This window comes from Alsobacter ponti (assembly GCF_024294805.1).
Lineage (GTDB): Bacteria > Pseudomonadota > Alphaproteobacteria > Rhizobiales > Beijerinckiaceae > Alsobacter > Alsobacter ponti.
In genome coordinates this window covers 19,161-43,357 of record NZ_JANCLU010000004.1, presented here as the reverse complement: position 1 = coordinate 43,357, position 24,197 = coordinate 19,161, and the positions used below count along the sequence as shown (strand labels likewise).

The following is a 24,197-nucleotide window of genomic DNA, read 5'->3' as shown; positions in this document are numbered from 1 at the left end:
GGGATCCTTTGCCGCAGGGGAAGGCGCACGCTCCGGCATCGCGCGGGCGGGGTCAAGCGGCGCTTGGGCCTGTCATGTCAGGGCGAACTGTGCTGCATTGCCGGGGCCCGTTCGCAACAGCCCCCGGACCCGACCGATGCCCTTCCAGGACCTTCCCGCCCAGCCGCCGATCAACATCCGCGCCGACGCCTACGCCGAGACGGCGCTGCGCCTGTCGCGCCTCGCCCAGATGACGACGCGTTGCGAGCGCGACTTGGCCTACGGGCCGGACTACTGGCAGCGGCTCGACGTCTACATGCCCGACGACACGGCGCTGACCGGCCTGCCGGTGTTCGTCAACATCCACGGCGGCGGCTGGAGCCACGGCTACAAGGAGTGGATGGGCCTCAACGCGCCCGCCATCACCGCCGTCCCCGCGGTCTACGTGTCGCTGTCGTATCGGCTTGCGCCGGCGCACACCTACCCCGCGCCGCTGCACGACTGCCTGGCGGGGCTCGCCTGGGTGCACGCCAACATCGCCCGCTTCGGCGGCGACCCGGAGCTCATCGTGGTCGGCGGCCACTCGGCCGGCGGCCATCTCGCGGCGCTGCTCACGCTGCGCGCCGACCTGCACGCCGGCTTCGGCCTGCCGCCGGGCGTGGTGAAGGCCTGCCTGCCCTATAGCGGCGTCTACGACCTCTATTCCACCGCCGCGGACGGCAGCGTCATCCGCTCGCCCTCGACGCTACGGCTGGTGCCCGAGGGCGACGACGCGGCGGCGCGCGAGGCGTCCCCGATCCGCTGGGTCGAGGGCAACCGCACCCCGTTCCTCGTCACGTGGTCGGAGAACGACAACCCCTATTGCAAGGCGCAGGGGCCGGTGTTCCTCGCCGCCCTGCGGGAGAAGGGCCAGGCGCGGGCCGAAGGCTGGATGTTCCCGCTGTTCGACCATTTCTGGATTCACGTGGACCAGCAGCGGCCGCAGAATCCGTGGACACGCACGCTGGCCGCGTGGTTGACGGGAGACCCGGCGACCGCGCCCTGCTTCGGGCCGGCCTGACCGGCCTCAGGCCGCTTCGGGCGGCCGGGCCGCGTTCGCGGACGGCGGCGGCGAGGCCGTCAGCCGGGCCGCCGCGCGCCACACGGTCGGCGGCGCGCCGCTCCAGCGCCGGAAGGCGCGGACGAAGGCGGCGTGCGTGGCGAAGGCGAGCGCGTTGCTGATGTCGCCGATCGGCAGGTCGGTGAGCTGCAGCAGCTCGCGCGCCAGCATGAAGCGCACTTCGTCGCGCACCTGCTCGAAAGAAACCCCTTCGGCGGCGAGCTGGCGGCGCAGCGTGCGCGGATGCACGCGCAGCACGCGCGCCGCGCCCGCCATCGACGGATCGTCCCTGAGGATCTGCGGCCGCACGATGCGGCGCAGCCGCGCCGCCGCCGAGAGCGAGGCGAAGCCGTGCGCCGCCATCGCCTGGATCAGCCGCGCCCTGGCCACCGGGTCGAAGCCCGGCAGCGGCGCCTCGAGGGCGGCGGCGCGCAGCACGAGGCAGGTCTGGTTCTGGTTGAAGCGCACCGGCGCGCGCAGGATGCGCTGGTAGGGCGCGAGGTCGGCGGCCGGGCGGTGCGCGAAGTGGATCTCGACCGGAGACACCGCGCCGCCGGTCAGCTCGTGGATCATGGTGACGCCGATCGCCGCGCACATCTCGTAGAGCAGCGGCGTCGCCGGCGCGGTGCGCTCGTAGGCCCCGTAGCCGAACGCGAAATCGTCGCCGATGCGGTCGAGATAGACGGTGGCGGCCGTCGAGTAGCCGAACTGCCAGTGAACGAAATCGAGCAGCGCGTCGCGCAGCGTCGGAGCCGTGGCCATCAGGCGGTGAATGGGGCCGTGCTCGGTCGGGCGATAGCGCGATCCCAGCAGCAGCCCCAGATGCGGGCAGCCGGTGCGCGCCGCGGCCTCCCGCAGCATCCGCAGCATCAGCCCGAACGGCTCCCGCGCGTCCGGGGTGAGGCGGTCCAGGTCGACGCCGAACTCCTCGCCGAAGGCGCGCGGCTGAATGCCGAATTCGCGGAGCAGCGCCCCGAGCCCGGCGATCGGCCCCACGCGCTGATTGCGATCACCCAACTCATTCATTGAGTTAGATTGTCCCTAAAAGAGAAACCGGTCAACTCCAAGTAGCCTAACTTGACAGTTGATGAACGTTACCAAACCCGAACGTTGCGTGAGGCTTACTATGTTTCACTTATCGCTTGGATGGGCGCGCGGCTGCGGGCGCGTCACCCTGCTGGCCGGCCTGCTCGCGGCCGGCGCGTCGTTCGGCCAGTCCGCCCCGCCTTCCGCGCCCGGCGTCGGCGTGGCCGCCACCGCCCAGACGGGCGGAACGCCGCGCGGCCCGGCGCCCGGCGCGCCCAATGCGACGACGACCATCGACGGTCGCGTGCTGCCGCCGCCGCCCGCCCCGTTCGGGGGCGAGATCAACCTCAACGCCATGCAGTCCCGACCCTTCTGGCCGGCGCGCGTCGCCCCGCCCAAGGGCGCGCCCAACGTCCTGCTGATCATGACGGACGATGTCGGCTTCGGAGCGCCGTCGACGTTCGGCGGCGTCATCCCGACGCCCAACCTCGACCGCATCGCCAACGCCGGGCTGCGCTACACGAACTTCCACTCCACGGCGCTGTGCTCGCCGACGCGCGCCGCGCTGATCACCGGGCGCAACCACCACTCGGTGGGCTTCGGCGTCATCTCCGAGCAGTCCACGGGCTTTCCCGGGTACAACAGCATCATCGGGCCGGACAACGCCACCATCGGCCGCATCCTGAAGGAAAATGGCTACCGCACGGCGTGGTTCGGCAAGAACCACAACACGCCGACCTACCAGGCCAGCCAGGCGGGGCCGTTCGACCAGTGGCCGCTCGGCATGGGCTTCGAATATTTCTATGGCTTCGTCGGCGGCGACACGAGCCAGTGGCAGCCCAACCTGTTCCGCAACACCACCGCCATCTATCCCTACGTCAACAATCCGAAGTGGAACCTCGTCACGGCGATGGCGGACGACGCGATCGGCTGGCTCAACCAGCTGAACTCGATCGACCCCGAGATGCCGTTCTTCCTCTACTACGTGCCGGGGGCGACGCACGCGCCGCACCACCCGACGCCGGAGTGGATCAAGAAGATCAGCGACATGCACCTGTTCGACCAGGGCTGGAACAAGCTGCGCGACCAGATCTTCGCCAACCAGAAGAAGCTCGGCGTGATCCCGCAGGACGCGCAGCTGACGCCGTGGCCGGCCGACCTGCTGAAGAACTGGGACTCGCTGACCGACGAGGAGCGCAAGCTGTTCGTGCGGCAGGCCGATGTCTACGCCGCCTACCTCGCCTATGCCGACGACGAAATCGGCCGCGTCATCCAGGCCGTGCAGGACATGGGCAAGCTCGACGACACGCTGGTCATCTACATCAGCGGCGACAACGGCGCCTCGGCCGAGGGCTCGCCCAACGGCACGCCGAGCGAGATGATGCAGTTCAACGGCGTCGAGCTCACCGCCGCCGAGCAGATGAAGTGGTTCGACGTCTGGGGCTCGCAGTACACCTACAACCACATGGCGGTTCCGTGGGCCTGGGCCTTCGACACGCCGTTCAAGTGGACCAAGCAGGTGCCGAGCTTCTTCGGCGGCACGCGCCAGGGCATGGCGATCTCGTGGCCGCGCAAGATCGCCGACAAGGGCGGCGTCCGCCACCAGTTCCACCACGTCATCGACATCGTCCCGACGCTGCTCGAGGCGACCGGCATCCCCGCCCCCGTGACGGTCGACGGCATCGCCCAGAAGCCGATCGAGGGCGTCAGCATGGCCTATACGTGGGACAAGGCGAACGCCGCCGCGCCCTCGACGCACCATACGCAGTACTTCGAGATGATGGGCGTCCAGGGCCTCTACGACGACGGGTGGATGCTCAGCGCCGTGCCGGTGCGCGCGCCCTGGCAATTGCTCGGGGCGGCGACGGCGGACCCGGCGAGCGCCTACAAGTTCGAGCTCTACAACGTCGCCAAGGACTGGACGCAGAACCAGGACCTCGCCGCCGCCGAGCCGCGCCGGCTGAGGGAAATGCAGCAGCTGATGTTCGCCGAGTTCGGCAGGAACAACGTGCTGCCGCTCGACGCGTCGGTCGCCACCCGCCTCGTGTCGCCTCGCCCCAGCCTGTCGGCGGGCCGCTCGAACTTCGTCTACACGGCCCCCGTCACCGGCATCCCCGACGGCGCGGCGCCCAGCCTGCTCAACACCTCCTACACGATCACCGCCGACATCGAGGTCCCGGCCTCCGGGGCGGAGGGCGTGGTCGTCACCGAGGGCGGGCGCTTCGGCGGCTGGGGGCTGTACCTGCTGAAGGGCAAGCCCACCTTCACCTGGAACCTGCTCGACCTGCGCCGCGTGAAGTGGACCGGCGACCTGCCGCTCGCCCCCGGCAAGCACCAGATCGTCTTCGACTTCAAGTATGACGGGCTCGGCTTCGCGACGCTGGCCTTCAACAATCTCAGCGGCATCGGCCGCGGCGGCGTCGGCGTGCTGAAGGTCGACGGCAAGGAGGTCGCGCGCCAGCAGCTCGACCGCACCGTGCCGCTGGCGCTGCCGGTCGACGAGACGTTCGACGTGGGCTCCGACACCGGCACGCCGGTCGACGACCAGGACTACCAGGTCCCGTTCGCCTTCACCGGCAAGCTCGCCCGGCTCGCCATCGATCTCGACCGGCCCAGGCTCTCGCCGGACGACGAGAAGAAGCTGGCGGATGCCATGCGCGCCGCCAGCGACGCCAAGTAACCCCGCCGGACGCCCCGCGCCGCGGTCCGCCGCGGCGCGCGGCGCGCCGTCGCGACCCACTCCCCTGACTTCCAAAACCCACAGGAGAACCCCATGAGCGTGCGTATTCTCGCGGCCGCCGGCTTCACGATGCTGCTCGGCGCGGCGGCCCAGGCCCAGTCCCCCGTGTCGCTGGCGTCCTACGCCGACAAGGACGGCTTCATCGACGTGCAGGCGCTGACCTGCGCCCAGCTCGCCAACACCTACCAGGAGGACGCGGACGCGCTCACCACCTGGTATGCCGGCTGGTACAACGGGCTGGCGAAGAAGCACGCCTTCAACGTCACCCGGGGCAAGGACCTCGAGCACCAGATCATCGTCTACTGCCAGGCGAACCAGTCCAAGAAGGTCATCGAGGCCATCGCCGTCGTGTTCAAGGACGAGCGGGCCAAGCTCGGCATCAAGATGAAGTGACGCGACCCGCGTCCGCCGTCGCCCCGTTCGCGGGCGCGACGGCGGCGCCGCGCGACGGATCGGCCGCCGCGCCGTCCCCTTCAACATCGGAGTTAGCCATGATCGCCGAGATGTCCTCGCGGCCCGTCCGTTCGCTGGCGCTGGTCGCCCTCCTCTGCCTCGCCGCCGGAGCCGCTTCGGCGCAGGAGGCGAAGAAGCACGTCCCGCTGGAGAAGTCGATCGGCGTGCCCGCCGCCCAGAGCCGCCCGGTACCGTCGCTGGCCGTGCTCAACGCCGCCGGCGCCAAGCTCGAGGGCGGCAAGCTGGTCCTGACCGGGATCGCCACCAACACCATCGTCTTCGCCGACCGGCCGGTGCGCGCGGCCGGCCACGAGATGACGAAGCAGTTCATCATGCAGTGGGACGAAGGCAAGGACAACTTCGCCAAGGACCCGCCCAACGCCACGGTGTCGGTGCTCGGCGCCAATCCGGGCGAGGTCGCCGACGCGGTCGTCGTGCTGAAGTCGCCCAAGCTCGACGGGACCACGCTGACCTTCGACGTCGCCGTGCTCGAGGGCGCGCTGACGGGAGCCTCCGGGCCGGTCGCGGTGTTCATCGACGCCTTCGCGGTGCGCGGTCCCTACGGGGGCGGAGTGGCCCATGTCGGCGGCTTCGGCGGCGCGTACTACCACGCGCCGGTCTACCACGGCGCCTGGTACGGGCACCCGGCCGAGCCCGTCTACGGCGTCGGCGCGGGCCTCGCCGCCGGGGCGATGGTGGGCGCGGCGGCGGCCGCCGCGCGGCCCTACTACGCCCCGCCCCCCTGCGGCTACTACCCCTATCCGCCGTGCTACTGACGCGGAGCCGCCGGCGCGGCCTCCCGTCCCACCTTTTCCGCCACTCTCTCACGGGACAGGATTCGCCATGTTGAAACGTCTTCTCGCTGTGGGCGTCGTCGCTTCGCTCGGCGGCTGCGTCAGCGCCTCGCAGGGCACGCAGTGCATGCCGGAGGCGTCGTCCTTCGGCTTCGGCCAGAACTCGACCTGGCTGCTCTATGTCGGCGGCGCGGGCTGTTCCGCCACGCTCGACCTGTGGGGCGCGATGATGACCAACTCGGCCATCGTGCAGCAGGCCAGCCACGGCACGGCCTTCGTCAGCGGCACGACCTACGGCTACACGCCGGCGGCCGGCTATGCCGGCCCGGACCAGTTCAAGATGAGCCTCACCGGCCAGGGCAACGCCGGCAGCGGCACGTCCATCGTCACCGTCAACGTCAAGGTCAGGAACTGACCCTCCACGCCTCCCTCCGGCGGGGCGCGCCAGCGCCCCGCCCTCGCTCACACCCCCGGGGATCCCAGATGAACCGCATCGCCGCGCGCGCCCGCGCGCCATTCACCGCCGCTCGCGTCCTCCTGCTGGCCGGCTGCGCCGCGCTGCCCCTGGCCGGCTGCGCCACCATGGAGGCCGACAGCCCGGTGCCGATGAGGGCGCCGACGCAGCAGGACATCACCGGCCTCAAGCCCTCCGGAAAAGTGACGCTCACCGAGGCGTTCGTGGGCGGGGCCGGCGTCGGCAAGGGCGTGCTCACGATGAAGGGCAAGACCTACCCGTTCCGCGTCGTCGGCACGGTGATGGGCCCGGGCAGCGTCTCCCGCCGGCAGGTGTCGGGCGACATCTACAAGCTCGACGACCCGTCCCAGCTCGCGGGCGTGTGGGTGGAAGGCACGGGGCCGCTCGGCCTCGACTTCGACACCGGCGGCCGCAGCGAATTGTGGCTGGAGAACAAGGCCGGCGCGATCATGCACCTCGTCGGGCAGAGCGAAGGCTTGACGCTCAGCATGGGACAGGACGAACTTCTGATCGAACTCGCCAAATAGTTGTCCCCCGCAACCCGGTCGGCCGCTCATGTCCAGTCTCCTCACCGAAAGCCTGGACTCCGAGAGGCTCAACGCGGTGATCTCGCACGCCACCGCGCCGTCCTTCATGCTCGGCGCGGTCGCGGCGTTCCTGTCCATCCTCGTGACGCGCTCCGAGCGCGTCGGCGACCAGTGGCGCGCCCGGCTCAACGCGGCCGGCTCGGAAGAGGAGGACAAGAAGTACATCGCCCTGCTGCACGACAGGATGCGCATGCTGCACCGCGCGATCTACCTCGCGGTGCTGAGCGCGCTCGTCACCGCGCTGCTGCTCATCGTCGCCTTCGGGTCGGCCTTCGTGGGCGCGCGCCACCAGGTCGGCGTCGCGGTGCTGTTCTCCACCGCGCTCGCCCTCCTGATGGGCTCGCTCGTGCACTTCGCCCGCGAGGTCAAGGTGGCGATGCTGATGCTGCCGGACAGCACCGGCCACCTCCCGGACAGGCGCTGGAAGCGCGGCGAACGCTGAGGCGCGCGCCGCCACGGCGCGGCTTATCGCGACATGGCGCGGCCCCCCATTCCACCGCACCCCCCGGGCGGGGTATGGAGGGTGAGGTCGGGTCGGCGGGTGGGCCGCCGGTTCGGCCGTGCCTGGAAGCGACGCCATGACCGGACGAGCCAGCGACGACTATCGCGAGATCAGGGAGGCGGTGCGCGCCCTGTGCGCGGAGTTTCCACCCGAGTACCACCGCAAGGTCGACGCCGAGCGCGGCTACCCGGAGGCGTTCGTCGACGCGCTGGCGCGCGCGGGCTGGCTGGCGGCGCTGATACCCGAGGAGTATGGCGGCGCGGGGCTCGGCCTCGCCGAGGCCTCCGTCATCATGGAGGAGATCAACCGCAGCGGCGGCAATTCCGGCGCGTGCCACGGCCAGATGTACAACATGGGCACGCTGGTGCGGCACGGCTCGCCGGAGCAGAAGCGGCGCTATCTGCCCGCCATCGCCTCGGGCGAATTGCGCCTGCAATCCATGGGCGTCACCGAGCCCACTTCCGGCACCGACACGACCAGCCTGAAGACCACGGCGGTGCGCCGCGGCGACCGCTACGTGGTCAACGGCCAGAAGGTGTGGATCTCGCGCGTGCTGCACTCGGACCTGATGATCCTGCTCGCCCGCACCACGCCGCTCGCCGAGGTGGCGAAGAAGTCCGAGGGCCTGTCGATCTTCATCGTCGACCTGCGCGAGGCGTTCGGCCGCGGCCTCGAGGCCCGCCCCATCGCCAACATGGTCAACCATGAGACGGCCGAGCTGTTCTTCGACGACCTGGAGATCCCCGCCGAGAACCTGATCGGCGAGGAGGGCAAGGGCTTCCGCTACATCCTCGACGGGCTCAACGCCGAGCGCACGCTGATCGCCGCCGAGTGCATCGGCGACGGCTACTGGTTCGTCGACAAGGTCACGGCCTACGCCAAGGAGCGCGTCGTGTTCGGGCGGCCGATCGGCCAGAACCAGGGCGTGCAGTTCCCGATCGCCGAGAGCTACATCGAGGTGGAGGCGGCGAACCTGATGCGCTTCGAGGCGTGCCGGCTGTTCGACGCCGGCCTGCCCTGCGGGGCGCAGGCCAACATGGCGAAGTACCTCGCCGCCAAGGCGAGCTGGGAGGCGGCCAACGCCTGCATCCAGTTCCACGGCGGCTTCGGCTTCGCCCACGAATACGACGTCGAGCGCAAGTTCCGCGAGACGCGCCTGTACCAGGTCGCGCCGATCTCGACCAACCTCATCCTCGCCTATGTCGCCGAGCACGTGCTCGGCCTGCCGAGGTCGTTCTGATGACGGCGCGCCTGCCTCTGGCGGGGCTCACCGTCGTCGCCGTCGAGCAGGCGGTGGCGGCTCCGTTCTGCACCTCGCGGCTCGCCGACGCGGGCGCGCGCGTCATCAAGATCGAGCGGCCGGAAGGCGACTTCGCCCGCGGCTACGACGACGTGGCGAAGGGGCAGAGCAGCTATTTCGTCTGGCTGAACCGGGGCAAGGAGTCGCTGGTGCTCGACCTCGCCACGCCGGGCGGACGGAGCGCGCTGCGCGGCCTGCTGGCGGACGCCGACGTGCTGGTGCAGAACCTCAAGCCCGGCGCGTTCGCGCGCATGGGGCTCGCCATCCCGGAGCTGCGCGCCGCCTTCCCGCGCCTGATCACGTGCTCGATCAGCGGCTATGGCGAGACGGGACCCTACGCCGCGCGCAAGGCCTACGACCTGCTGATCCAGGCGGAATCGGGCTTGAGCTCGATCACCGGCGGCCCGGACGCGCCGGCGCGGGTCGGCGTCTCGATCGTCGACATCGCCACCGGGGCGACGGCGCACGCCGCCGTGCTCGAGGCGTTGATCGCGCGCGGCGTCACGGGCGAGGGCCGCGACATCCAGGTCTCCATGTTCGACGTGATGGCCGACTGGCTCACCGTGCCGCTGCTGCACGCGGAGGGCGGGAAGCCGCCGCCGCGGCTCGGCCTCGCGCACCCCTCCATCTCGCCCTATGGCGTGTTCCGCACCGGCGACGGAAAGGACATCCTCGTCTCGATCCAGAGCGATCGCGAATGGGCGTCGTTCTGCGCCGCCTTCCTGCGCCGGCCGGAGCTGGCGGGCGACGCGCGCTTCGCCACCAACGTGGCGCGCGTCCGCAACCGGCCGGAGACCGACGCCGCGGTGGCGTCGGCGTTCGCGGCGCTGACCGCCGACGCGGCGGTCGCCCGCCTCACGCAGGCCGACACCGCCTTCGCGGCGGTGAACGACATGGCGGCCCTGTCGCGCCACCCGCATTTGCGGCGCATCGAGGTGGACACCCCGGCCGGCCCCGTGTCGCTGCCGGCCCCCGCGCCGCGCATCGCCGGAGAGGAGCGCCGCTACGGCCGGGTCCCGGCGGTGGGCGAACACGCCCCGCCGCCGGGCGGCGGCGAGGACCATTGAGGCGACCTGGATCGCCGCGCCGGGCGCGTCCCGGCGCGCCTCGTCAGTGGCCGCCCGAGAACACCAGCGTCTGGAACGGAAGCACCAAGGCCTGGATGCGAAGGATCAGCGCGTGGACGAGCGCCAGCGCGTCGACCATGTGCAGGTAGGCGGCCTTGAGGGTGCCGGTGTCCTTGGCGACGATGATGTCGTGATTGTTGCTGTAGGCGTTGGCGACGCAGGAGCTGCCGGGCGGCACGTCGTCCAGCGCGCCCTGGTAGAGCGGCTCCATGAAGACGAGGATCGTGCCCGGGCGGTTCACCTGCTGGATGTCGATCAGCTGCTCGCCGGTGCGGACCTGGCCGGCGGCGATGAAGTCCTGAACGCCGGTCACGACCATCGGGATGATCGTGAAGGGCTTCGACACGCAGGTCACCTCGGCGATCATGCCGGTGCGCATGACCTGCGCCTCGATCTGGCCGAACCCCGCCTGGAGCCGGCCGCGGCCCGATTCTTCCGGGATCAGCACGCCGGCCGGGCGCATCAGCGGGTTCACGACGTCGCCGACCCGCAGCACGAACTGCTCGATGCGGCCGGTGACGCCGGCGCGGACCATGGTCTTGTCGACGTCGACCTGGGCCTGCGCCAGCGTGGCCTCGGCGCTCGCCTTTTCGGCGGGCAGCAGCGTGGTCAGCCTGGTCTCGGCGGCCAGCCGCGCGGCTTCCGCCGCCACGACGCCGCCCTGGCGTCCTTCGACGAGGTTGCGCAGCTTCTCGATCTCGCGCTGCGCGACGATGTCGGCGTTGCGGCGCTGCAGTTCCTCCTTGGTCTGCAACTCCTCCAGCGCCTGGTCGTACGCGCCCTTGGCCTGCTGGATCTGGCCGTCGGCGGCGGCGAGGTCCGCCTTCGCCATCACCATGGAGGCATCGACCTCGGCGACGCGTCGTCTCGCGGTTTCGAGCGCGGCATCCTGGCGGCTGCTGTCGAGCCTGAAGATGGGCTCGCCGATCTTCCGGTCGCCCGTGACGCCGACATAGATCTCCGCGACCCGCCCGCTGGTCTCTGAAAGGATCGGGATGGCGCGGTAGAGCGACGTGACATTGCTCGTGGAGGGGTGGTTGTAGAACACCGTCGTGATGAGGGCGAGGGTGAGCATGAGGCAGGTCGTGATGCCCCAGCGCAGCTCGTACCACACCGAATAGATCGTGATCTCGTGCCCCAGCCGCCTGCCCTGCCGGTAGCGGCGGTAGAGATAGTCGGGGAGGATCGTGAGCAGCGAACACAGGAGCAGTTCCAACATGGCTCAGGCTCCGTGGCTTGCGTGCGGCTCGTCGGCATGGCCGCGATCCGGCCTTTCGTTCGGATCAGGTTCCGGCTCGACGCCGGAGATGCGCTCGAGCGCGTCCGCCATGCGGCGCATCGGGGTCGCGAAGTCCGGCAGATCGATGAGCGCCAGCAGCAGTCCCGCCACCCAGAAGGCGTGGACATGGGTGAACAGCGCCAGCAGGCCGAGCACGGCGACGATCTCGAACTGGAGCTTCTTGCCCTTGTGGGCCATGCGCTCCGGCAGGGTGTGCAGCCAGAAGAACAGCAGCCCCACCAGCAGCACGACGGCCACCAGGAACACGCCCACGACAACCATGAGCACGTCCGTGCCGCCCGGCGCCGGGATGAAGATGGGAAGGTGCTCCGTCGCCATCGGATGAAGTTTGTCTGGCACGTCGGGGGCTCCGGATCGGGGGAAGGAAGATTGGCGGTTCAGATCGACATGAGGGCCACGAGGACGGGTCCCCAGGCCGTGAGCAGGATGTTGCCGATGGCGTAAGGCACGGTGTAGCCGAGCGCCGGGATGCTGCTCTTGGCCTCGTCCTGCACGGCGCGCAGCGCCGCGGTGATGGTGCCTGCTCCCGCGCAGGCGCCGAGCACGATCAGCGGGTTCATCCGCAGCACGAAGCGGCCGAACAGGATCGCGATCGTGTGCGGCAGCAGCGCGGAGACGAGGCCGACCAGCACGAGGCTGAGGCCCGAGCTCTTCAGCCCGGCGACGAAGCTTGGACCGGCGCTGAGGCCCACCACCGAGATGAACATGCACAGGCCCATCGTGTCGAAGATCCAGATTGCCGGCTCGGGAATGCGGCCGAACGCCGGGAACACGGAGCGCAGCCAGCCGAAGGCCAGGCCCATCACCAGCGCGCCGCCGCTCGCCGTCAGCGTCAGGGGCACGCCCCAGACCACGAGGGAAAGCAGCCCCGCCAGCCCGCCCAGGAAAATGCCGAGCCCGACGAACACCATGTCGGTTTCGGCCGTGCGCCGGTCGGGGTAGCCCAGCGCCTTGGCGGCGCGCTCCACGTCCGGCAGAGCGCCGATGAGCCGCAGCACGTCGCCCCTGTCCACCACGGCCCCCGGCGCGATCGGCATCTCGACGCCGGAGCGCATGATGCGCGACAGGAACACGCCGCGCGCGAAGTCGCGCCCCGCCAAATCGGCCAGCGTCTTGCCCGCCACCGAGCGGTGAGTGACCACCACGTCGAGCGACTCCACCGGAATGTCGAGCAACGCCTTGTCGGCGACTTCCTGGCCCACGAGCTCGCCCTTCGCCGCGTGCAGCTCCATGCGGGTCAGCACCGCCACGACGTCGCCCCCGCGGACGACCAGGTCGGGCGCGGACTCCAGGATGTCGTTCCCCCGCCGCACGCGGGCGATGAAGACGCGCGCGTCCGTCGGCATCGCCTCGAGCTGGGCGACGGTCTTGTCGAACAGGGCCGGATTCTCGACGCGGTAGGCCCGCGCGTCGAAGGAACGCGCGGCGGACATGACGCCTTCCGGGGCGTCGCGCGCGGAGCCGACCTCGCCTCGCATCCGCTCAGCCTCGTCGCGGAGGCTGACGCCCATCAGCTTCGGCCCGATGGTCGGGATGTACCAGACCAGCGCCGCCGTGCCGACCAGGTAGGTCACGGCGTAGGCGACCGGAATGTTGTTGACGAGCATCGCCTTCTCCGCCTCGGGCAGGGACAGGCGCTGGATCGCCTCGCCGGCCGTGCCGATGACGGTGGACTCGGAGAACGCGCCGGCCAGCAGCCCGGCCGCCGTGCCGATGTCGTAGCCGAGCAGCTTGGAGAACAGGAAGGCGGTGAGCAGGCAGGAGACGCACAGCACCACCGTCAGCGCCACCTGCGGGAGCGCGTCCGCCTTCAGCGCGCGGAAGAACTGCGGCCCCACCTTGTAGCCGGTGGTGAAGAGGAAGAGATCGAAGAAGATCGTCTTGACCAGCGGCGACACCTTGATGTCGAGCTGGCCGATCAGCACGCCGGCCAGCAGGCAGCCCACCACGATGCCGAGGCTGAAGCTCCCGAACCGGAGCTTCCCGACGAGAAAGCCGATGGCGAGCGTCAGGAAGATCGCCAGTTCGGGATTGTTCCGCAGCGCGGTGACGACGTAGTCCATGGTGGGCCGCCTTGTGCCGGAACTTCAGAAGGATCGCTGGAAGCGCACGCGTCCGCCCCAGTTGTCGGCGGACTGGCCGGAGAGGTCGTACGCGCCGGCCACGAACGGATAGGCGCTCGGCGGCGGGTCGATCAGGCGACTGTAGTAGATCTCCGCGCCGATCAGCCCGAAGCGCGACGGGGCCCAGGCGACGTTGGTGCCGACGGTGATCGCGCGCACGTCGAAGGCCGTTCCCTGCTGGTTCAGCCCGCCATAGGCGGCGAAGATCGACTGCACCCATTCCGGCGCCCAGAAGTGCCGCAGGCCCGCCGACAGGCTGTAGCTGTGCGCGAGGCTGCCATCCATCGTATCCGGACGGACGATGACGTCGGTGCGCAGCGGATTGAGCGATCCCGCCGCCCCGGCCGTGGTCCAGCCCGTGTAATTGGACGCGCCGTAGGCCCACACCGCCGAGGCCATGAAGGCGTCGCCCTGCGCCAGCATGGGCAGGTTGACCTTGAAGCCGGCGTTGACGGCGTAGCCGTACTCGGTGTCGACCACGCCGCCGGTCGAACCGTTGAACCCGGCCGCGTAGGGACCGCCGAAGCGGTTCTGGTGCACCGCGCCGGCCAGCACCATCTGGCCCCAGGTCGGGTTGTACTCCAGCCGCCCGACGATGTCCGGCAGCGACTGGCCGCCGTAGCCGAGCTGCACCGGGTCATACGGATTGCCGGCCGGCGTGTAGGTGTAGAGGCCGACCTGACGCTCCGTGGAGTCCTCGATCGAGATGGTCGCGAGCATCTCCGGGATCGGCTTGAACGTGTAGGCGAGGGCGTTGATGGACTGGTGGTAGGCGCCGCGCCCGACCACCGTGGCGTCGAGATAGCCCCAGTCGCCGATGGGCGAGAAATCGAAGAAGGAGTATTCGAGCCGCCCCGCCGTCACCCCGGCGAACTGGATATAGGCCCAGTCGAGCGTGGTGCTGGCGCTGCTGCCGGTGTCCTTGGTGACGTAGATGCGGCTCGTCGCGCGCACCGCGCCGAGCTCGGTGTTGGTGTAGCTGTCGAAGGACAGGTAGCCGCGGCCGCGAAAGCGGATCGTGTTGTCGGTGCGCTTGAACGGCTCCTCGTAGCGATATTCGGCGCGCACCCGGCCGCCGATTTGCAGGCAGGTGTCGGAGCCCGGGATGTAGAAGAAGCCCCGGCCGCGTTCGGGGCACGTCCTGACATACTCGACCGCCGCCGCCTTGCCGGACGGCAGGTCCGCCGCGAGCGCGGCGAACGACGCGAGGCCGCCCGCCAGACCTGCCATCCCCGCCAGAAGCGGCCCCGCCCGAGGAATGAGAAAACGGATCGATATCATGGGCTAGACCTCCTTGCCCGTACGCGTCCCGCCTCAGTGCGCGAGCACCATGGCGAAGTAGCCGAAGACCGTCAGCAGCACCCCCGACACCGCGTAGGCGACGGGGAAGCCGATCCACGGCACGTTGCTCTGGATCTCCACCGCCGCCTCGCGGCAGGGACCCGAGTGGCTGCGCGCGCCGGCGACGCCGCCCATCAGTACGGCGGGGTTCATCTTGAAGACGTAGAGCCCGATCATCCACACGATCACCGGCGGGATCGAGCAGGCGACGAAGCCGACCACGAAGATCTTGAGGGCGAGCACGCCCGTGAGCTGGCTGAGCAGCGAGTTGCCGGCGTTGATGCCGACGATCGCGACGAAGACCACCAGGCCGAGATCCTCGAGGATGTTGCGGGCGGCGTTGGGCGTGTTGCCGAAGAAGCGCACGCGCGACACCACCGACGACACGATCACGCCCGACACCAGCAGACCGCCGGCGTTGCCGAGGCCGACCGACGCCCCGAAGGCCGGGAACTGGATCGCCCCGATCAGGAAGCCGAGCACCATGCCCACCGACAAGGTGAGCAGGTCAGTGGCCGTGCTCGGGCGCACGACGCGGCCGAAGAACCCGCCCACGCGGCTGACTGCCTCCTTCAGGCCGGCGATGGTGACGATGTCCAGGCGCTGGAGCCTGGTGTCGCGCCCGATCGGGATCGGCACCCCGCCCCGCTCGATCTTGACGAGCTGCACCTGGTTGACGTCCGGCAGGCTGCGCATCTCCCCGGGGGTCAGCGTCAGCGCCTTCTTGTCGGTGACGAGAACGTCGGCGACGTCGAGCGGCACGTCGAGCGCGACGCGGTCGGACACCTCCGGGCCGATCAGGCCCATCTTCTCCGTCATCGTCTCGCGCCTGCCGCCGAGCGCGATCACATCGCCCAGCTTGAGGACGAGCGTGTCCGCCAGCGCCAGCGGCGCGCCGTCGCGCACGACGTTGAGCACGCGGTACTCGGGGTTCTCGCCCAGCAGCTTGCCGACGGTCGCGCCGTTCCACGTGGCGTTCTCGAGCCGATAGGCGCGCAGCCCGGCGGGCGTCCAGCCGGTGAGCGTCGGCGTGTCGCCGCTGGCCACGCCGTGCTCCTTCTCGTACTCGCGCGCCGAGGCGCGCGCGTCGATGCCCCACCAGGTCGGCAGGTACTTGGTGATGAGGATGATGCCGACCGTGCCCCAGATGTAGGTGATGCCGTAGGACAAGGCGATCATCGAGGAGACCTGGTCGGGCGTGGTGCCCGCCGGCAGCGTCACGACGCCGGCCTTGACCGCCTCCTCCGCCGAGCCGATCGCGGCGGACATGGTCTGCGAGCCGGCCAGCATGCCGCCCGCCGCGCCGGGCGGCAGGCCGAGCAGGTTGGCGCCGAGAACGACCAGCAGCAGGCCCACGACGCAGCTCACCACCGCCAGCAGCGTGAACTTCAGGCCGTCGCCGCCCAGGCTGTTCACGAAGGACGGCCCGACCCGCAGGCCGACGCCGTACATGAACAGGTAGTAGAACATCGACTTGGTGAAGTTATCGAGGGCGAGCTTGACCCCGAACGCCGAGCCCATCACGGACAGGGCGCAGCCGACGATGATGGCCGCCGCCACCATGCCCAGCCCGTAGCCGCCGACCGTCTGGCGTCCCAGCCAAACGGCGAGCCCGACAGTGAGGAAGAGCAGGATGAATGGGTTGGCCCCGAGGAACTGGAAGAAGCTGGCCATGGGGGGACGTCCTTCTGGGTCGGCGCTGTCGGGGAGCGATTAGCGGGACTTGGCGGCGAGGACGTCGGCGCGCAGGAGCTTGAGCCCCTTCGCCGCCTCGTAGCCGTGGATTTCCTTGACGTCGAGCTTGCGCATGAAGTCGATCGTCTCGCGCGTCAGCACCTGCCCGGGCACCATGATCGGGAAGCCGGGCGGATACGGGATGACGAAGTTGGCCGACACCAGCTCGGGACCGTGCGCGAGCCGCTTGTCGACGTCGGGGCTCGACAGCGGCAGGTACTCGCATTCCGCCTCGACATAGGCGCCGAAGAACGCCGTGCGCATATCGCCTTCGCTCGTCTTCTTGCCGGCGTCGCGGCGGAACGCGTCGTGGAAGCGGCTGAAGTTCGGCAGGTCCGGCACGTCCTCCATCAGCTGCTTGACGCGCGCCGCGAACGCCGACTTGGCGCTCTCGCCGCCGTTGCGCAGCTTCTCCTCGATGCCCCGGGAAATCTCCACGAGCACGCGGATGAGGTGGGCGATGTCGCTGCGCGTGTTGTTGATGTTGGACTGCAGCAGCACCGAGTTGCGCGAGGTCTTGTTGAGCTGGATGCTGTAGGTGTTGGCGAGCAGGTTCTTGAACTGCGTGCCGTCGAAGCCGGCCGTGCCGCAGACCAGCGTCATGCGGGTCGGGTCGAGATAGAACTCGTCCTCGCGCATCGCCTTGGCGATGTCGCCCCAGTTTGTCCCCGGCTTCAGGAAGTCGACGAAGCCGGAGGATCTGAATTCGGCCGGGATCATCTGGTCGGCGCCAAGGATGCGGAAATATTTCGAGATGAGCGGGTGCATGTTGACCGCCGCTCGGATCTTCAGGGCGATCGAGATCGCGTTCATCACCAGGCCGTAGCCCTCCAGCTCCATCTGCCGGCGCGCCACGTCGAGGCTGGCGATGAGCTGCTGGTTGGGGCTGGTGGAGGCGTGGGTGAACACCGCCTCGTGAAACTGGCTCTCGACGTGCGGAAAGTCGACGTCGCGCACCAGCACCATCGAGCCCTGGCGGATGGCCGACATGGACTTGTGGGTGGAGTTGGTCTGGTAGACGCGCAGCCGCACCTGGCGCGGATCGGGCACGAGGCGCGTCTCCATCAGCGCCTTGTCGCTCGGGTGCTTGCCGAGCGCCGCCTTCTGCGTCTCGTAGGCGTCGAGCGCGGCCGGGCTCGCCAGGTACTCCTCCAGCGCGGCGGCTGCGCCCATGGCCGTGCGCGGGCGCAGGAAGGGCGACCAGTGCGCGAAGCCGGACCACGCCTCGTCCCACAGGAAGATGACGTCCGGCTTGATCGCCAGGCATTCCTCCATCACCCGGCGGGTGTTGTACATGTGCCCGTCGAAGGTGCAGTTGGTGAGGTCGATCAGGCGCAGCCTGTCGAGCCGGCCTTCGGACTTCAGGTCGAGCATGGCGCGCTTGATGGCCGACAGCGGCACCGCGCCATACATCGAGTACTGCGTCAGCGGGAAGGCCTCGACGTAGATCGGCTGGCCGCCGCCCAGCACCATGCCGTAGTGGTGAGACTTGTGGCAGTTGCGGTCGACGATGGCGATGTCGCCCGGCTTCATCAGCGCCTGCACGACCATCTTGTTGCTGGTCGAGGTGCCGTTGGTGACGAAGAACACGTGGTCGGCCCCGAAGGCTCGCGCGGCGTATTCCTGCGCCTTTTTGATGTTGCCGGTCGGCTCCAGCAGGCTGTCGAGGCCGCCCGTGGTGGCACTGCTTTCGGCGAGGAACAGATTGATCCCGTAGAACTCGCCCATGTCGCGAATCCACTCGGACTTGAACACCGACTTGCCGCGCGCGATCGGCAGCGCGTGGAAGGTGCCGATGGGCCGCTGGGCGTATTTCTTGAGATTGTCGAAGAACGGCGTCTCGTAGCGCGCCGCGATGCCCTCCAGCACCGACAGGTGCGTCTCCAGCGGCTCCTCGACGGCGTAGAAGACGCGGCGGATGCAGTCCGCCTTGGGGTCGCCGGCGAGCGCCTCCACGTTGCGGTCCGAGAGCAGATAGAGGTCGAGTTCGGGACGCAGCGCCTTCAGCACGCGCGCCAGGTCGACGCCCGAGCCGACGCCGTCCTCGTAGTGGAGCACGGGGTCAAGCAGCTTGCGCAGCACCGGGGCGTCGTGGCGCGAGCGATAGGGCATGTCGTCGGCGGTCACCACCGCGGCGATGCGCGGGTTGATGATGGCGGCGCAGACTGCGTCCTCGAACGAGCCGACGAAGACGCTGTCGTAGACGAACTGGTCCTCGGGCCGCCGCAGCCGGCGGATCTCCTCGCACAGCGCCGGCCAGCGCGACGCCGGCTGGGCGGTGACGAACAACGTCTCGAAGGAGGGCCGGCCATGCTCGCCGCCCATCGCGCCCGGCAGGATGTCGGCGGAGTCCTCGTCGGCGAGGTCCTCCATCGCTTCGCCGTGGCCGCGATTGGTCAGGATGATCTCGGAGATGCGGCGGGCGAGCGTCCAGGCGGCCTTGGCGTCGCCGGCCTCGATCTTCTGCTCCAGCTGCCGCATCGCGGCGTGGCCGGGAACCGCGTGGAACTCCTCGATCACCGCGATCTCGGCGACGGCGGCCTTCACCTCCGCCGCGTCGCCTGTGCCGTTGCTCCATTTGGCGGCGACGCTCTCCACGTTGCGCCACAGGTCGGCGCGGGACGCGTGCAGGATGAAGAACTGGTCGATGCGGTCGTGCTTGGCCTCTGACATGGATCGTCTCCCCGCATTCAGCGCCCGCGTCCCGCGGGCCGGATTGGTGTGGCGGACGGACGGCCGCCCGTTCGTTCAGTTCGCTTCCCGGGCTCCCGCCTGCTTGCGCCAACGCGTCGGGGGCAGCCCGGACCAGCGCTCGAAGGCGCGCGAGAACACGCTGAGGTCGGCGTAGCCCAGCGTCTCGCTGATCACCGTGGCGCTGAGGTTCGTTTCGGCCAGGAGCTGCCCCGCGAGCGTGAAGCGGGCGTCGGCGAGTTCGCGCTGGAACGTGGTGCCTTCCTCGTTGAGCCGGCGGTTGAGCACGCGCGGATGCAGCCCCAGCGCCTCCGCCGCCGCCTTGAGCGACTGGTCGCCGCCGAGCACGACGACGGCCAGATGGCGGCGCAGCCGGGACGCGACGTCGGGCGGGTCGACGGCCCAGTACGCCTCCACTTCTCCGCGCAGCTCCTCCCGCCGGGCCGCCGACGCGCCCATCACCGGGCGCTTGAGAACGCCGATGGGGTAGGCCAGGCCGTAGAGCTCGGCGTTGAAGCGCAGCGGCACGCCGAAGGCGCGGCTGAACGGACGGCGGTCCTGGGGCTCGTCGCAGGCGAACAGCACCTCGACCGGATAAAGGCCGCAGAGCTCCCGCACCAGGTTGTAGGCGAGCGCCAGCGCGCCCTCGCAGATCTGCTCGACGGCGGCCACCGGCGTCTCATGCACCCGGTAGCCGAAGACGATCTCCTGCCCCATGGGCAGCACGTAGGGGAGCGCGCCGCGGACGTATCGATGCTGGTGGTCGGTGAGGTCGTGGATCGCCGTTCCGACGTCGGGCGCCTGCGCCATGTACGCGCCGACGAGCCCCAGGCAGTCGAGGGATCCGTGCATGCCGACCAGCAGGCCGATGTGCGCACAGCCCGTGATCTCCTGCCCGGCGGACAGCAGCCGGCCCATCGCCGCCAGCGTGATTGGGTTGTCGGAATTGTCGAGAGCGTCCCGCCGGACGCCGGCTCGGGCGCAGGCCTCGTCGGGGTCGAAGCCGAGTTCGGAAATCACCGCCGGGAAGTGGCGCATCACGCCGACGCGGTGCATGCCCCGAACGGACGACAGGCCCGGCCTCCGCCCCCGGCTCGGACTCCCGCCGCCGGCATCGGCCGGCGAAGCGTTGCGGAGATCGTTCATGGCCGCTTCGCCCGTGGCTTGCGGGCCCGCAGGCCGGCTTTCGGCGGTGCGGCCATCCGGTCGAGGCGCGCCGCGCAGCGCCGCAGGCGCTCGCGGGCGCAAAAGCGGAGGACTTCGGAGATCTCCTGCACGGTCGCGCCGAGTTCGAGAGCCCTGCCCATGTGGCCACGGATCGCCGCTTCGTCCTGCGGCCGGGCGCACGAGAGCGCGGCGATGTGGAACAGCTCGCTCGTGCGGCCGGGCATCACGCCGCCGAGGCGGATCGCCTCCTCGTTCTGGATCAGCGCGCGCGACCAGTCGGGCGGCAGCAGGGCCAGCGCGTCCCAGTCCTCGTCCCACTGGCGACGTCGGCGCAGGTTCGCGCGCGTGGCGGGCGGCAACGCGATGTCGGCCTCCGCCGCGACGCCGGCGCCGCGCGCCTCGTTGCGCAGCATCGTCATCTCGGCGATCAGCGACTTGCCGACCGCCGAGCACACGATGCGCACGACGACGGCGATCTCCTCGGAGGTCGCGCCGGCTTCCGCCGCCGCTGACAGCGTGCGGGCGGTCGCGTCGTCCTCGCGCGGCGGCAGCAGGACGGCGGCGACGATGGCGAGCAGCGCGTTCAGCTTGGCGGAGAGCGCGCCGCTTCTCGCCGGTTCCGCGCCGCTCGCGCTCGCCAGCAACCGCAGGTCGACCGGGAGAGGCGCGAGCCTCTCCGTCCAGTCGCTCAGGCCCTTTGCGTCCAAAGCCATGACAGGAAGCCCCCTTCCTTGCGCTATGTCGACACGACCCCTCGGCTATTGCTTGACATTTTACGACCACAAATTGAATTGCGCCTTCAAATTAAGCGGCGGAAACTTCTTATTACGTTGCGTCAGATCAAAGCCGGCCTGAGCGGATCCGCTATTTTTGCTCCAACAACTGAATAGCTTAGGTGCGAACCTGCCGATCGAAAGGTGTTCGTTCCGAGTCAGCTTAAGCGCAACGGCAAAGTTTATCGTCGTAAAAAGTCAAGCGGCGGCTTCCCCGACGCTGCACAACGGCTCAAGCCCCGGCCTGAAGCCGGTGGGGCCGAGGGGACAAGTCGCCAACCGCGCTCAATGCGCCGCCGACGCCCGCGCCCAAAGACCCGGCGCGCAAGACAGAGGCCGACCCATGGACCATGCCCACGAGAAGTATCAACGCCTCGTCGACGCGGCGCGGGCGCTCCCGAAGCTGAAGGTCGCGGTCGTCCACCCCTGCGACGAGGCCTCGCTGTCCGCCGCCGTCGAGGCGGCCGAGATGGGCCTGATCGAGCCGGTGCTCGTCGGGCCGCCCGCCAGGATCGCCGCGGTGGCGAAGCGGCTGGGCGTCGACCTGTCCCGCTTCCGCGTCGTCGAGGCCGCCCACAGCCACGACGCCGCCGACAAGGCGGTCGCCCTCGTGCGCGGCGGGGAGGCCGAGGCCCTGATGAAGGGCAGCCTCCATACCGACGAGCTGATGGGGGCCGTGGTGCGCCGCGACAGCGGGCTGCGCACGGCGCGGCGCATCAGTCACTGCTTCGTGATGGACGTGCCCAGGCACGCGGAGCCGCTGATCATCACCGACGCGGCGGTGAACATCGCGCCGAAGCTGGAGGACAAGGTCGACATCGTCCAGAACGCCATCGACCTCGCCCACGCGCTGCGGATCGAGGAGGCGCGGGTCGCGGTCCTGTCGGCGATGGAGACCGTCAACGCCGCCGTGCCGTCGACCATCGAAGCCGCGGCGCTCTGCAAGATGGCCGACCGGGGACAGATCAAGGGCGGGCTCATCGACGGGCCGCTCGCGCTCGACAACGCCATCGACCTCGGCGCGGCGAAGATCAAGAACATCGCCTCGCCCGTGGCGGGGCGCGCCAACGTGCTGGTCGTGCCGGACCTCGAGGCCGGCAACATGCTCGCCAAGAGCCTCACCTTCCTGGCGGGCGCGGACGCCGCCGGCATCGTGCTGGGCGCGCGCGTGCCGATCATCCTCACCAGCCGGGCGGACTCGCGGCTGACGCGGCTCGCCTCCTGCGCGGTGGCGTCTCTAGTCGCCGAGGCGTCGCGCGCCAAGCTCGCCGTCGCGGCGGTGTAACCATGACGGCGCTCAACATCGTCCTCAACGCGGGCTCGTCGAGCCTCAAGTTCCAGGTCTTCGACGCCGGCGTGGAGCCGGGAACGCCGCTCTGCCGCGGGCTCTTCGAAGGGCTGGCGGGCGACGGCACGGCCCACTTCGTCGCCCGCGACGGACGGGGCGAAACGGTCGGCGAGGAGCGCTGGCAGGCGGCCGGCGGCGGCCACGACGAGGCGCTGCGGCGGCTGATCGCCTGGCTGCGCGACCGGTTCGCCGGCGCGAGCCTCGCCGGCGTCGGCCACCGCGTCGTCCACGGCGGTCCGGACTTCGAAGGCCCGGTGCTGGTCGACCCCGGCGTCGTCGACGACCTCGAACGCTTCGTGGCGCTGGCGCCGCTGCACCAGCCGCACAATCTGCGGCCGATCCGCTTCGCGCTGGAGGCCCTGCCCGGCGTGAGGCAGGTGGCCTCGTTCGACACGGCGTTCCACCGCACCCAGCCGGAGCTGGCGCAGCTCTTCGCCATCCCGCGCGCCATGACCGAGCAGGGCGTGCGGCGCTACGGCTTCCACGGCCTGTCCTACGAGTACATCGCCTCCGTGATGGGCGAGTACGACCCGGCGCTGGCCAAGGGCCGCGTCGTCGTGGCGCATCTCGGCAACGGCGCGAGCGCCTGCGCCCTGCGCGGCGGCGTCAGCGTCGCCTCGACGATGGGCTTCTCGGCGCTCGACGGCCTGATGATGGGCACGCGCTGCGGCTCGCTCGACCCCGCGGTGGTGTTCTACATGCTGCGCGAGATGAAGCTGACGCCCGACGCGGCGGAGAAGATGCTCTACTCCCAGTGCGGGCTGCTCGGCGTATCGGGCCTGTCCAACGACATGCGGACGCTGCGCGCGAAGGAGGCCGGCGAGCCGCACGCCCGCGAGGCCATCGCGCTCTACGTCTACCGCATCGTGCGCGAGGTCGGCTCGCTCGCCGCCGCGCTCGGCGGGCTGGACGGGCTGATCTTCACGGCGGGCATCGGCGAGAACGACGCGGCGACGCGCGCCGCCGTGCTGGACGGGCTGGCGTTCCTCGGCTTGCGCGCCGATCCCGACGCCAACGCTGCCGGAGGGCCGAGGATCACGGGCGGGCCGGGTCCGTCCGCCTGGGTGATCCCCACCAACGAGGAACTCGTCGTCGCGCGCCACATGCGCGCGCTGATCGGCAACGCCGCTTGAGGCAAAGGAGAGACCAAATGTCCGCCGCCACCACCGAACTGGCCAACGAATCCTTCATGTCCGCCGACGACCTGCGCAGCTACATGACGCAGATGCAGATGGCCAAGGCGTCGAGCGCGGTGTCCTCGATGGAGGCCGCCGACAAGGCCCGCAAGGACCTCATCAAGACGCTCTCCGAGCCCATCAAGGTGACGCCGGAATTCCTCAAGCAGGTGATGAGCTCGCTCACCCTGCGCATGAAGAAGACGGCCGAGACCGGCCAGTCGGAGCTGATGGTGATGCGCTTCCCCACCGCGCTGTGCACGGACGGCGGCCGCGCCATCAACAACAACGAGGCCGGCTGGCCCGACACGCTGACCGGCCGGCCGCGCCAGGCCTACGAACTGTGGCGCGACCATCTGCGCGCCGGCGGCTTCCGCCTCAAGGCGATGATCATCGAGTGGCCCGGCGGGCTTCCCGGCGACGTCGGCTTCTTCCTCGCCTGGGGCGAGAGCCGCCAGTAACC

General features: G+C 70.0%; 21 protein-coding genes. 12 read left to right on the top strand and 9 right to left on the bottom strand.

Annotated features, from left to right (window positions below; all coding sequences use genetic code 11):
- The first annotated feature begins 136 nt into the window (after positions 1-136).
- On the top strand, positions 137-1,039 hold the full coding sequence (locus tag NK718_RS05365) for an alpha/beta hydrolase (RefSeq protein WP_254739359.1): 903 nt from the start codon (positions 137-139) through the stop codon (positions 1,037-1,039).
- 6 nt (positions 1,040-1,045) lie between these two features.
- Here NK718_RS05365 and NK718_RS05360 read toward each other — a convergent pair whose 3' ends face one another.
- Positions 1,046-2,104 carry an AraC family transcriptional regulator gene (locus NK718_RS05360; protein WP_254739357.1) on the bottom strand — a complete coding sequence of 353 codons (1,059 nt, stop codon included), beginning with the start codon at positions 2,102-2,104 and terminating at the stop codon, positions 1,046-1,048.
- A 100-nt stretch (positions 2,105-2,204) separates the two neighbouring features.
- Here NK718_RS05360 and NK718_RS05355 point away from each other — a divergent pair, with 100 nt between their 5' ends.
- The 8 genes from NK718_RS05355 (at position 2,205) to NK718_RS05320 (ending at position 10,022) form a co-directional block, all read left to right on the top strand.
- A complete protein-coding gene (locus tag NK718_RS05355; protein ID WP_254739355.1) occupies positions 2,205-4,784 on the top strand; it encodes an arylsulfatase in 2,580 nt (859 codons plus the stop codon).
- A gap of 93 nt (positions 4,785-4,877) precedes the next feature.
- The gene (locus NK718_RS05350) at positions 4,878-5,237 is read left to right on the top strand and encodes an HdeA/HdeB family chaperone (RefSeq protein WP_254739353.1); all 360 of its coding nucleotides are present in this window, start codon (positions 4,878-4,880) and stop codon (positions 5,235-5,237) included.
- A gap of 98 nt (positions 5,238-5,335) precedes the next feature.
- Positions 5,336-6,073, top strand: coding sequence for a hypothetical protein (locus NK718_RS05345; protein ID WP_254739351.1), 738 nt, complete (start codon positions 5,336-5,338; stop codon positions 6,071-6,073).
- Positions 6,074-6,140: 67 nt separating this feature from the next.
- The gene (locus tag NK718_RS05340; RefSeq protein WP_254739349.1) at positions 6,141-6,506 is read left to right on the top strand and encodes an Ig-like domain-containing protein; all 366 of its coding nucleotides are present in this window, start codon (positions 6,141-6,143) and stop codon (positions 6,504-6,506) included.
- A gap of 68 nt (positions 6,507-6,574) precedes the next feature.
- Entirely contained in the window at positions 6,575-7,093 is a 519-nt protein-coding gene (locus NK718_RS05335) for a hypothetical protein (RefSeq protein WP_254739347.1), read from the top strand.
- A gap of 28 nt (positions 7,094-7,121) precedes the next feature.
- Complete coding sequence (locus tag NK718_RS05330; RefSeq protein WP_254739344.1) at positions 7,122-7,595, top strand: DUF2721 domain-containing protein; 474 nt, start codon at positions 7,122-7,124, stop codon at positions 7,593-7,595.
- Between the two features lie 136 nt (positions 7,596-7,731).
- Positions 7,732-8,895 (top strand): acyl-CoA dehydrogenase family protein, encoded by a 1,164-nt coding sequence (locus NK718_RS05325; protein WP_254739342.1) that lies wholly within the window; start codon positions 7,732-7,734, stop codon positions 8,893-8,895.
- Positions 8,895-10,022, top strand: coding sequence for a CaiB/BaiF CoA transferase family protein (locus NK718_RS05320; RefSeq protein ID WP_254739338.1), 1,128 nt, complete (start codon positions 8,895-8,897; stop codon positions 10,020-10,022). Before NK718_RS05325 ends, NK718_RS05320 begins: the two co-directional genes overlap by 1 nt.
- 43 nt (positions 10,023-10,065) lie before the next feature.
- Here the strand turns inward: NK718_RS05320 and NK718_RS05315 are convergent, their stop codons facing one another.
- The 8 genes from NK718_RS05315 to NK718_RS05280 form a co-directional block, all read right to left on the bottom strand.
- Complete coding sequence (locus NK718_RS05315) at positions 10,066-11,301, bottom strand: HlyD family secretion protein (protein WP_254739336.1); 1,236 nt, start codon at positions 11,299-11,301, stop codon at positions 10,066-10,068.
- 3 nt (positions 11,302-11,304) lie between these two features.
- Positions 11,305-11,721, bottom strand: coding sequence for a hypothetical protein (locus NK718_RS05310; protein WP_254739335.1), 417 nt, complete (start codon positions 11,719-11,721; stop codon positions 11,305-11,307).
- 38 nt (positions 11,722-11,759) lie between these two features.
- Positions 11,760-13,445 carry an aspartate-alanine antiporter gene (gene aspT, locus NK718_RS05305; RefSeq protein ID WP_254739334.1) on the bottom strand — a complete coding sequence of 562 codons (1,686 nt, stop codon included), beginning with the start codon at positions 13,443-13,445 and terminating at the stop codon, positions 11,760-11,762.
- Positions 13,446-13,469: 24 nt separating this feature from the next.
- Positions 13,470-14,786, bottom strand: a complete 1,317-nt coding sequence (locus tag NK718_RS05300; protein ID WP_254739333.1) for a porin — start codon at positions 14,784-14,786, stop codon at positions 13,470-13,472.
- 33 nt (positions 14,787-14,819) lie between these two features.
- Positions 14,820-16,520 carry an aspartate:alanine exchanger family transporter gene (locus tag NK718_RS05295; protein ID WP_254739332.1) on the bottom strand — a complete coding sequence of 567 codons (1,701 nt, stop codon included), beginning with the start codon at positions 16,518-16,520 and terminating at the stop codon, positions 14,820-14,822.
- Between the two features lie 39 nt (positions 16,521-16,559).
- Positions 16,560-19,253: a decarboxylase gene (locus NK718_RS05290; RefSeq protein ID WP_254739331.1), complete on the bottom strand. Its 2,694-nt coding sequence runs from the start codon at positions 19,251-19,253 to the stop codon at positions 16,560-16,562.
- Between the two features lie 75 nt (positions 19,254-19,328).
- A complete protein-coding gene (locus tag NK718_RS05285; protein WP_254739330.1) occupies positions 19,329-20,327 on the bottom strand; it encodes an AraC family transcriptional regulator in 999 nt (332 codons plus the stop codon).
- 86 nt (positions 20,328-20,413) lie between these two features.
- A complete protein-coding gene (locus NK718_RS05280) occupies positions 20,414-21,151 on the bottom strand; it encodes a carboxymuconolactone decarboxylase family protein (RefSeq protein WP_254739329.1) in 738 nt (245 codons plus the stop codon).
- Positions 21,152-21,554: 403 nt separating this feature from the next.
- Between NK718_RS05280 and NK718_RS05275 the strand changes: the two genes are divergently transcribed.
- Genes NK718_RS05275 through NK718_RS05265 form a run of 3 tightly spaced genes read left to right on the top strand, consistent with a single transcriptional unit; the run spans position 21,555 to position 24,195 of the window.
- On the top strand, positions 21,555-22,496 hold the full coding sequence (locus NK718_RS05275; RefSeq protein ID WP_254739328.1) for a phosphate acetyltransferase: 942 nt from the start codon (positions 21,555-21,557) through the stop codon (positions 22,494-22,496).
- A gap of 2 nt (positions 22,497-22,498) precedes the next feature.
- Positions 22,499-23,692, top strand: coding sequence for an acetate/propionate family kinase (locus NK718_RS05270; RefSeq protein WP_254739327.1), 1,194 nt, complete (start codon positions 22,499-22,501; stop codon positions 23,690-23,692).
- Positions 23,693-23,709: 17 nt separating this feature from the next.
- Complete coding sequence (locus tag NK718_RS05265; RefSeq protein ID WP_254739326.1) at positions 23,710-24,195, top strand: hypothetical protein; 486 nt, start codon at positions 23,710-23,712, stop codon at positions 24,193-24,195.
- The last annotated feature ends 2 nt before the right edge of the window (positions 24,196-24,197 follow it).

Bases quoted from the DNA above. Each gene is read 5' to 3' on its own strand.
- NK718_RS05340 (WP_254739349.1), top strand. From the start codon at position 6,141: ATGTTGAAACGTCTTCTCGCTGTGGGCGTCGTCGCTTCGCTCGGCGGC.
- NK718_RS05295 (WP_254739332.1), bottom strand. From the start codon at position 16,520: ATGGCCAGCTTCTTCCAGTTCCTCGGGGCCAACCCATTCATCCTGCTC.
- NK718_RS05285 (WP_254739330.1), bottom strand. From the start codon at position 20,327: ATGCACCGCGTCGGCGTGATGCGCCACTTCCCGGCGGTGATTTCCGAA.
- NK718_RS05355 (WP_254739355.1), top strand. From the start codon at position 2,205: ATGTTTCACTTATCGCTTGGATGGGCGCGCGGCTGCGGGCGCGTCACC.
- NK718_RS05335 (WP_254739347.1), top strand. From the start codon at position 6,575: ATGAACCGCATCGCCGCGCGCGCCCGCGCGCCATTCACCGCCGCTCGC.
- NK718_RS05315 (WP_254739336.1), bottom strand. From the start codon at position 11,301: ATGTTGGAACTGCTCCTGTGTTCGCTGCTCACGATCCTCCCCGACTAT.
- NK718_RS05365 (WP_254739359.1), top strand. From the start codon at position 137: ATGCCCTTCCAGGACCTTCCCGCCCAGCCGCCGATCAACATCCGCGCC.
- NK718_RS05300 (WP_254739333.1), bottom strand. From the start codon at position 14,786: ATGATATCGATCCGTTTTCTCATTCCTCGGGCGGGGCCGCTTCTGGCG.
- NK718_RS05270 (WP_254739327.1), top strand. From the start codon at position 22,499: ATGACGGCGCTCAACATCGTCCTCAACGCGGGCTCGTCGAGCCTCAAG.
- NK718_RS05325 (WP_254739342.1), top strand. From the start codon at position 7,732: ATGACCGGACGAGCCAGCGACGACTATCGCGAGATCAGGGAGGCGGTG.
- aspT (WP_254739334.1), bottom strand. From the start codon at position 13,445: ATGGACTACGTCGTCACCGCGCTGCGGAACAATCCCGAACTGGCGATC.
- NK718_RS05350 (WP_254739353.1), top strand. From the start codon at position 4,878: ATGAGCGTGCGTATTCTCGCGGCCGCCGGCTTCACGATGCTGCTCGGC.
- NK718_RS05330 (WP_254739344.1), top strand. From the start codon at position 7,122: ATGTCCAGTCTCCTCACCGAAAGCCTGGACTCCGAGAGGCTCAACGCG.
- NK718_RS05345 (WP_254739351.1), top strand. From the start codon at position 5,336: ATGATCGCCGAGATGTCCTCGCGGCCCGTCCGTTCGCTGGCGCTGGTC.
- NK718_RS05275 (WP_254739328.1), top strand. From the start codon at position 21,555: ATGGACCATGCCCACGAGAAGTATCAACGCCTCGTCGACGCGGCGCGG.
- NK718_RS05265 (WP_254739326.1), top strand. From the start codon at position 23,710: ATGTCCGCCGCCACCACCGAACTGGCCAACGAATCCTTCATGTCCGCC.
- NK718_RS05290 (WP_254739331.1), bottom strand. From the start codon at position 19,253: ATGTCAGAGGCCAAGCACGACCGCATCGACCAGTTCTTCATCCTGCAC.
- NK718_RS05320 (WP_254739338.1), top strand. From the start codon at position 8,895: ATGACGGCGCGCCTGCCTCTGGCGGGGCTCACCGTCGTCGCCGTCGAG.
- NK718_RS05280 (WP_254739329.1), bottom strand. From the start codon at position 21,151: ATGGCTTTGGACGCAAAGGGCCTGAGCGACTGGACGGAGAGGCTCGCG.
- NK718_RS05360 (WP_254739357.1), bottom strand. From the start codon at position 2,104: ATGAATGAGTTGGGTGATCGCAATCAGCGCGTGGGGCCGATCGCCGGG.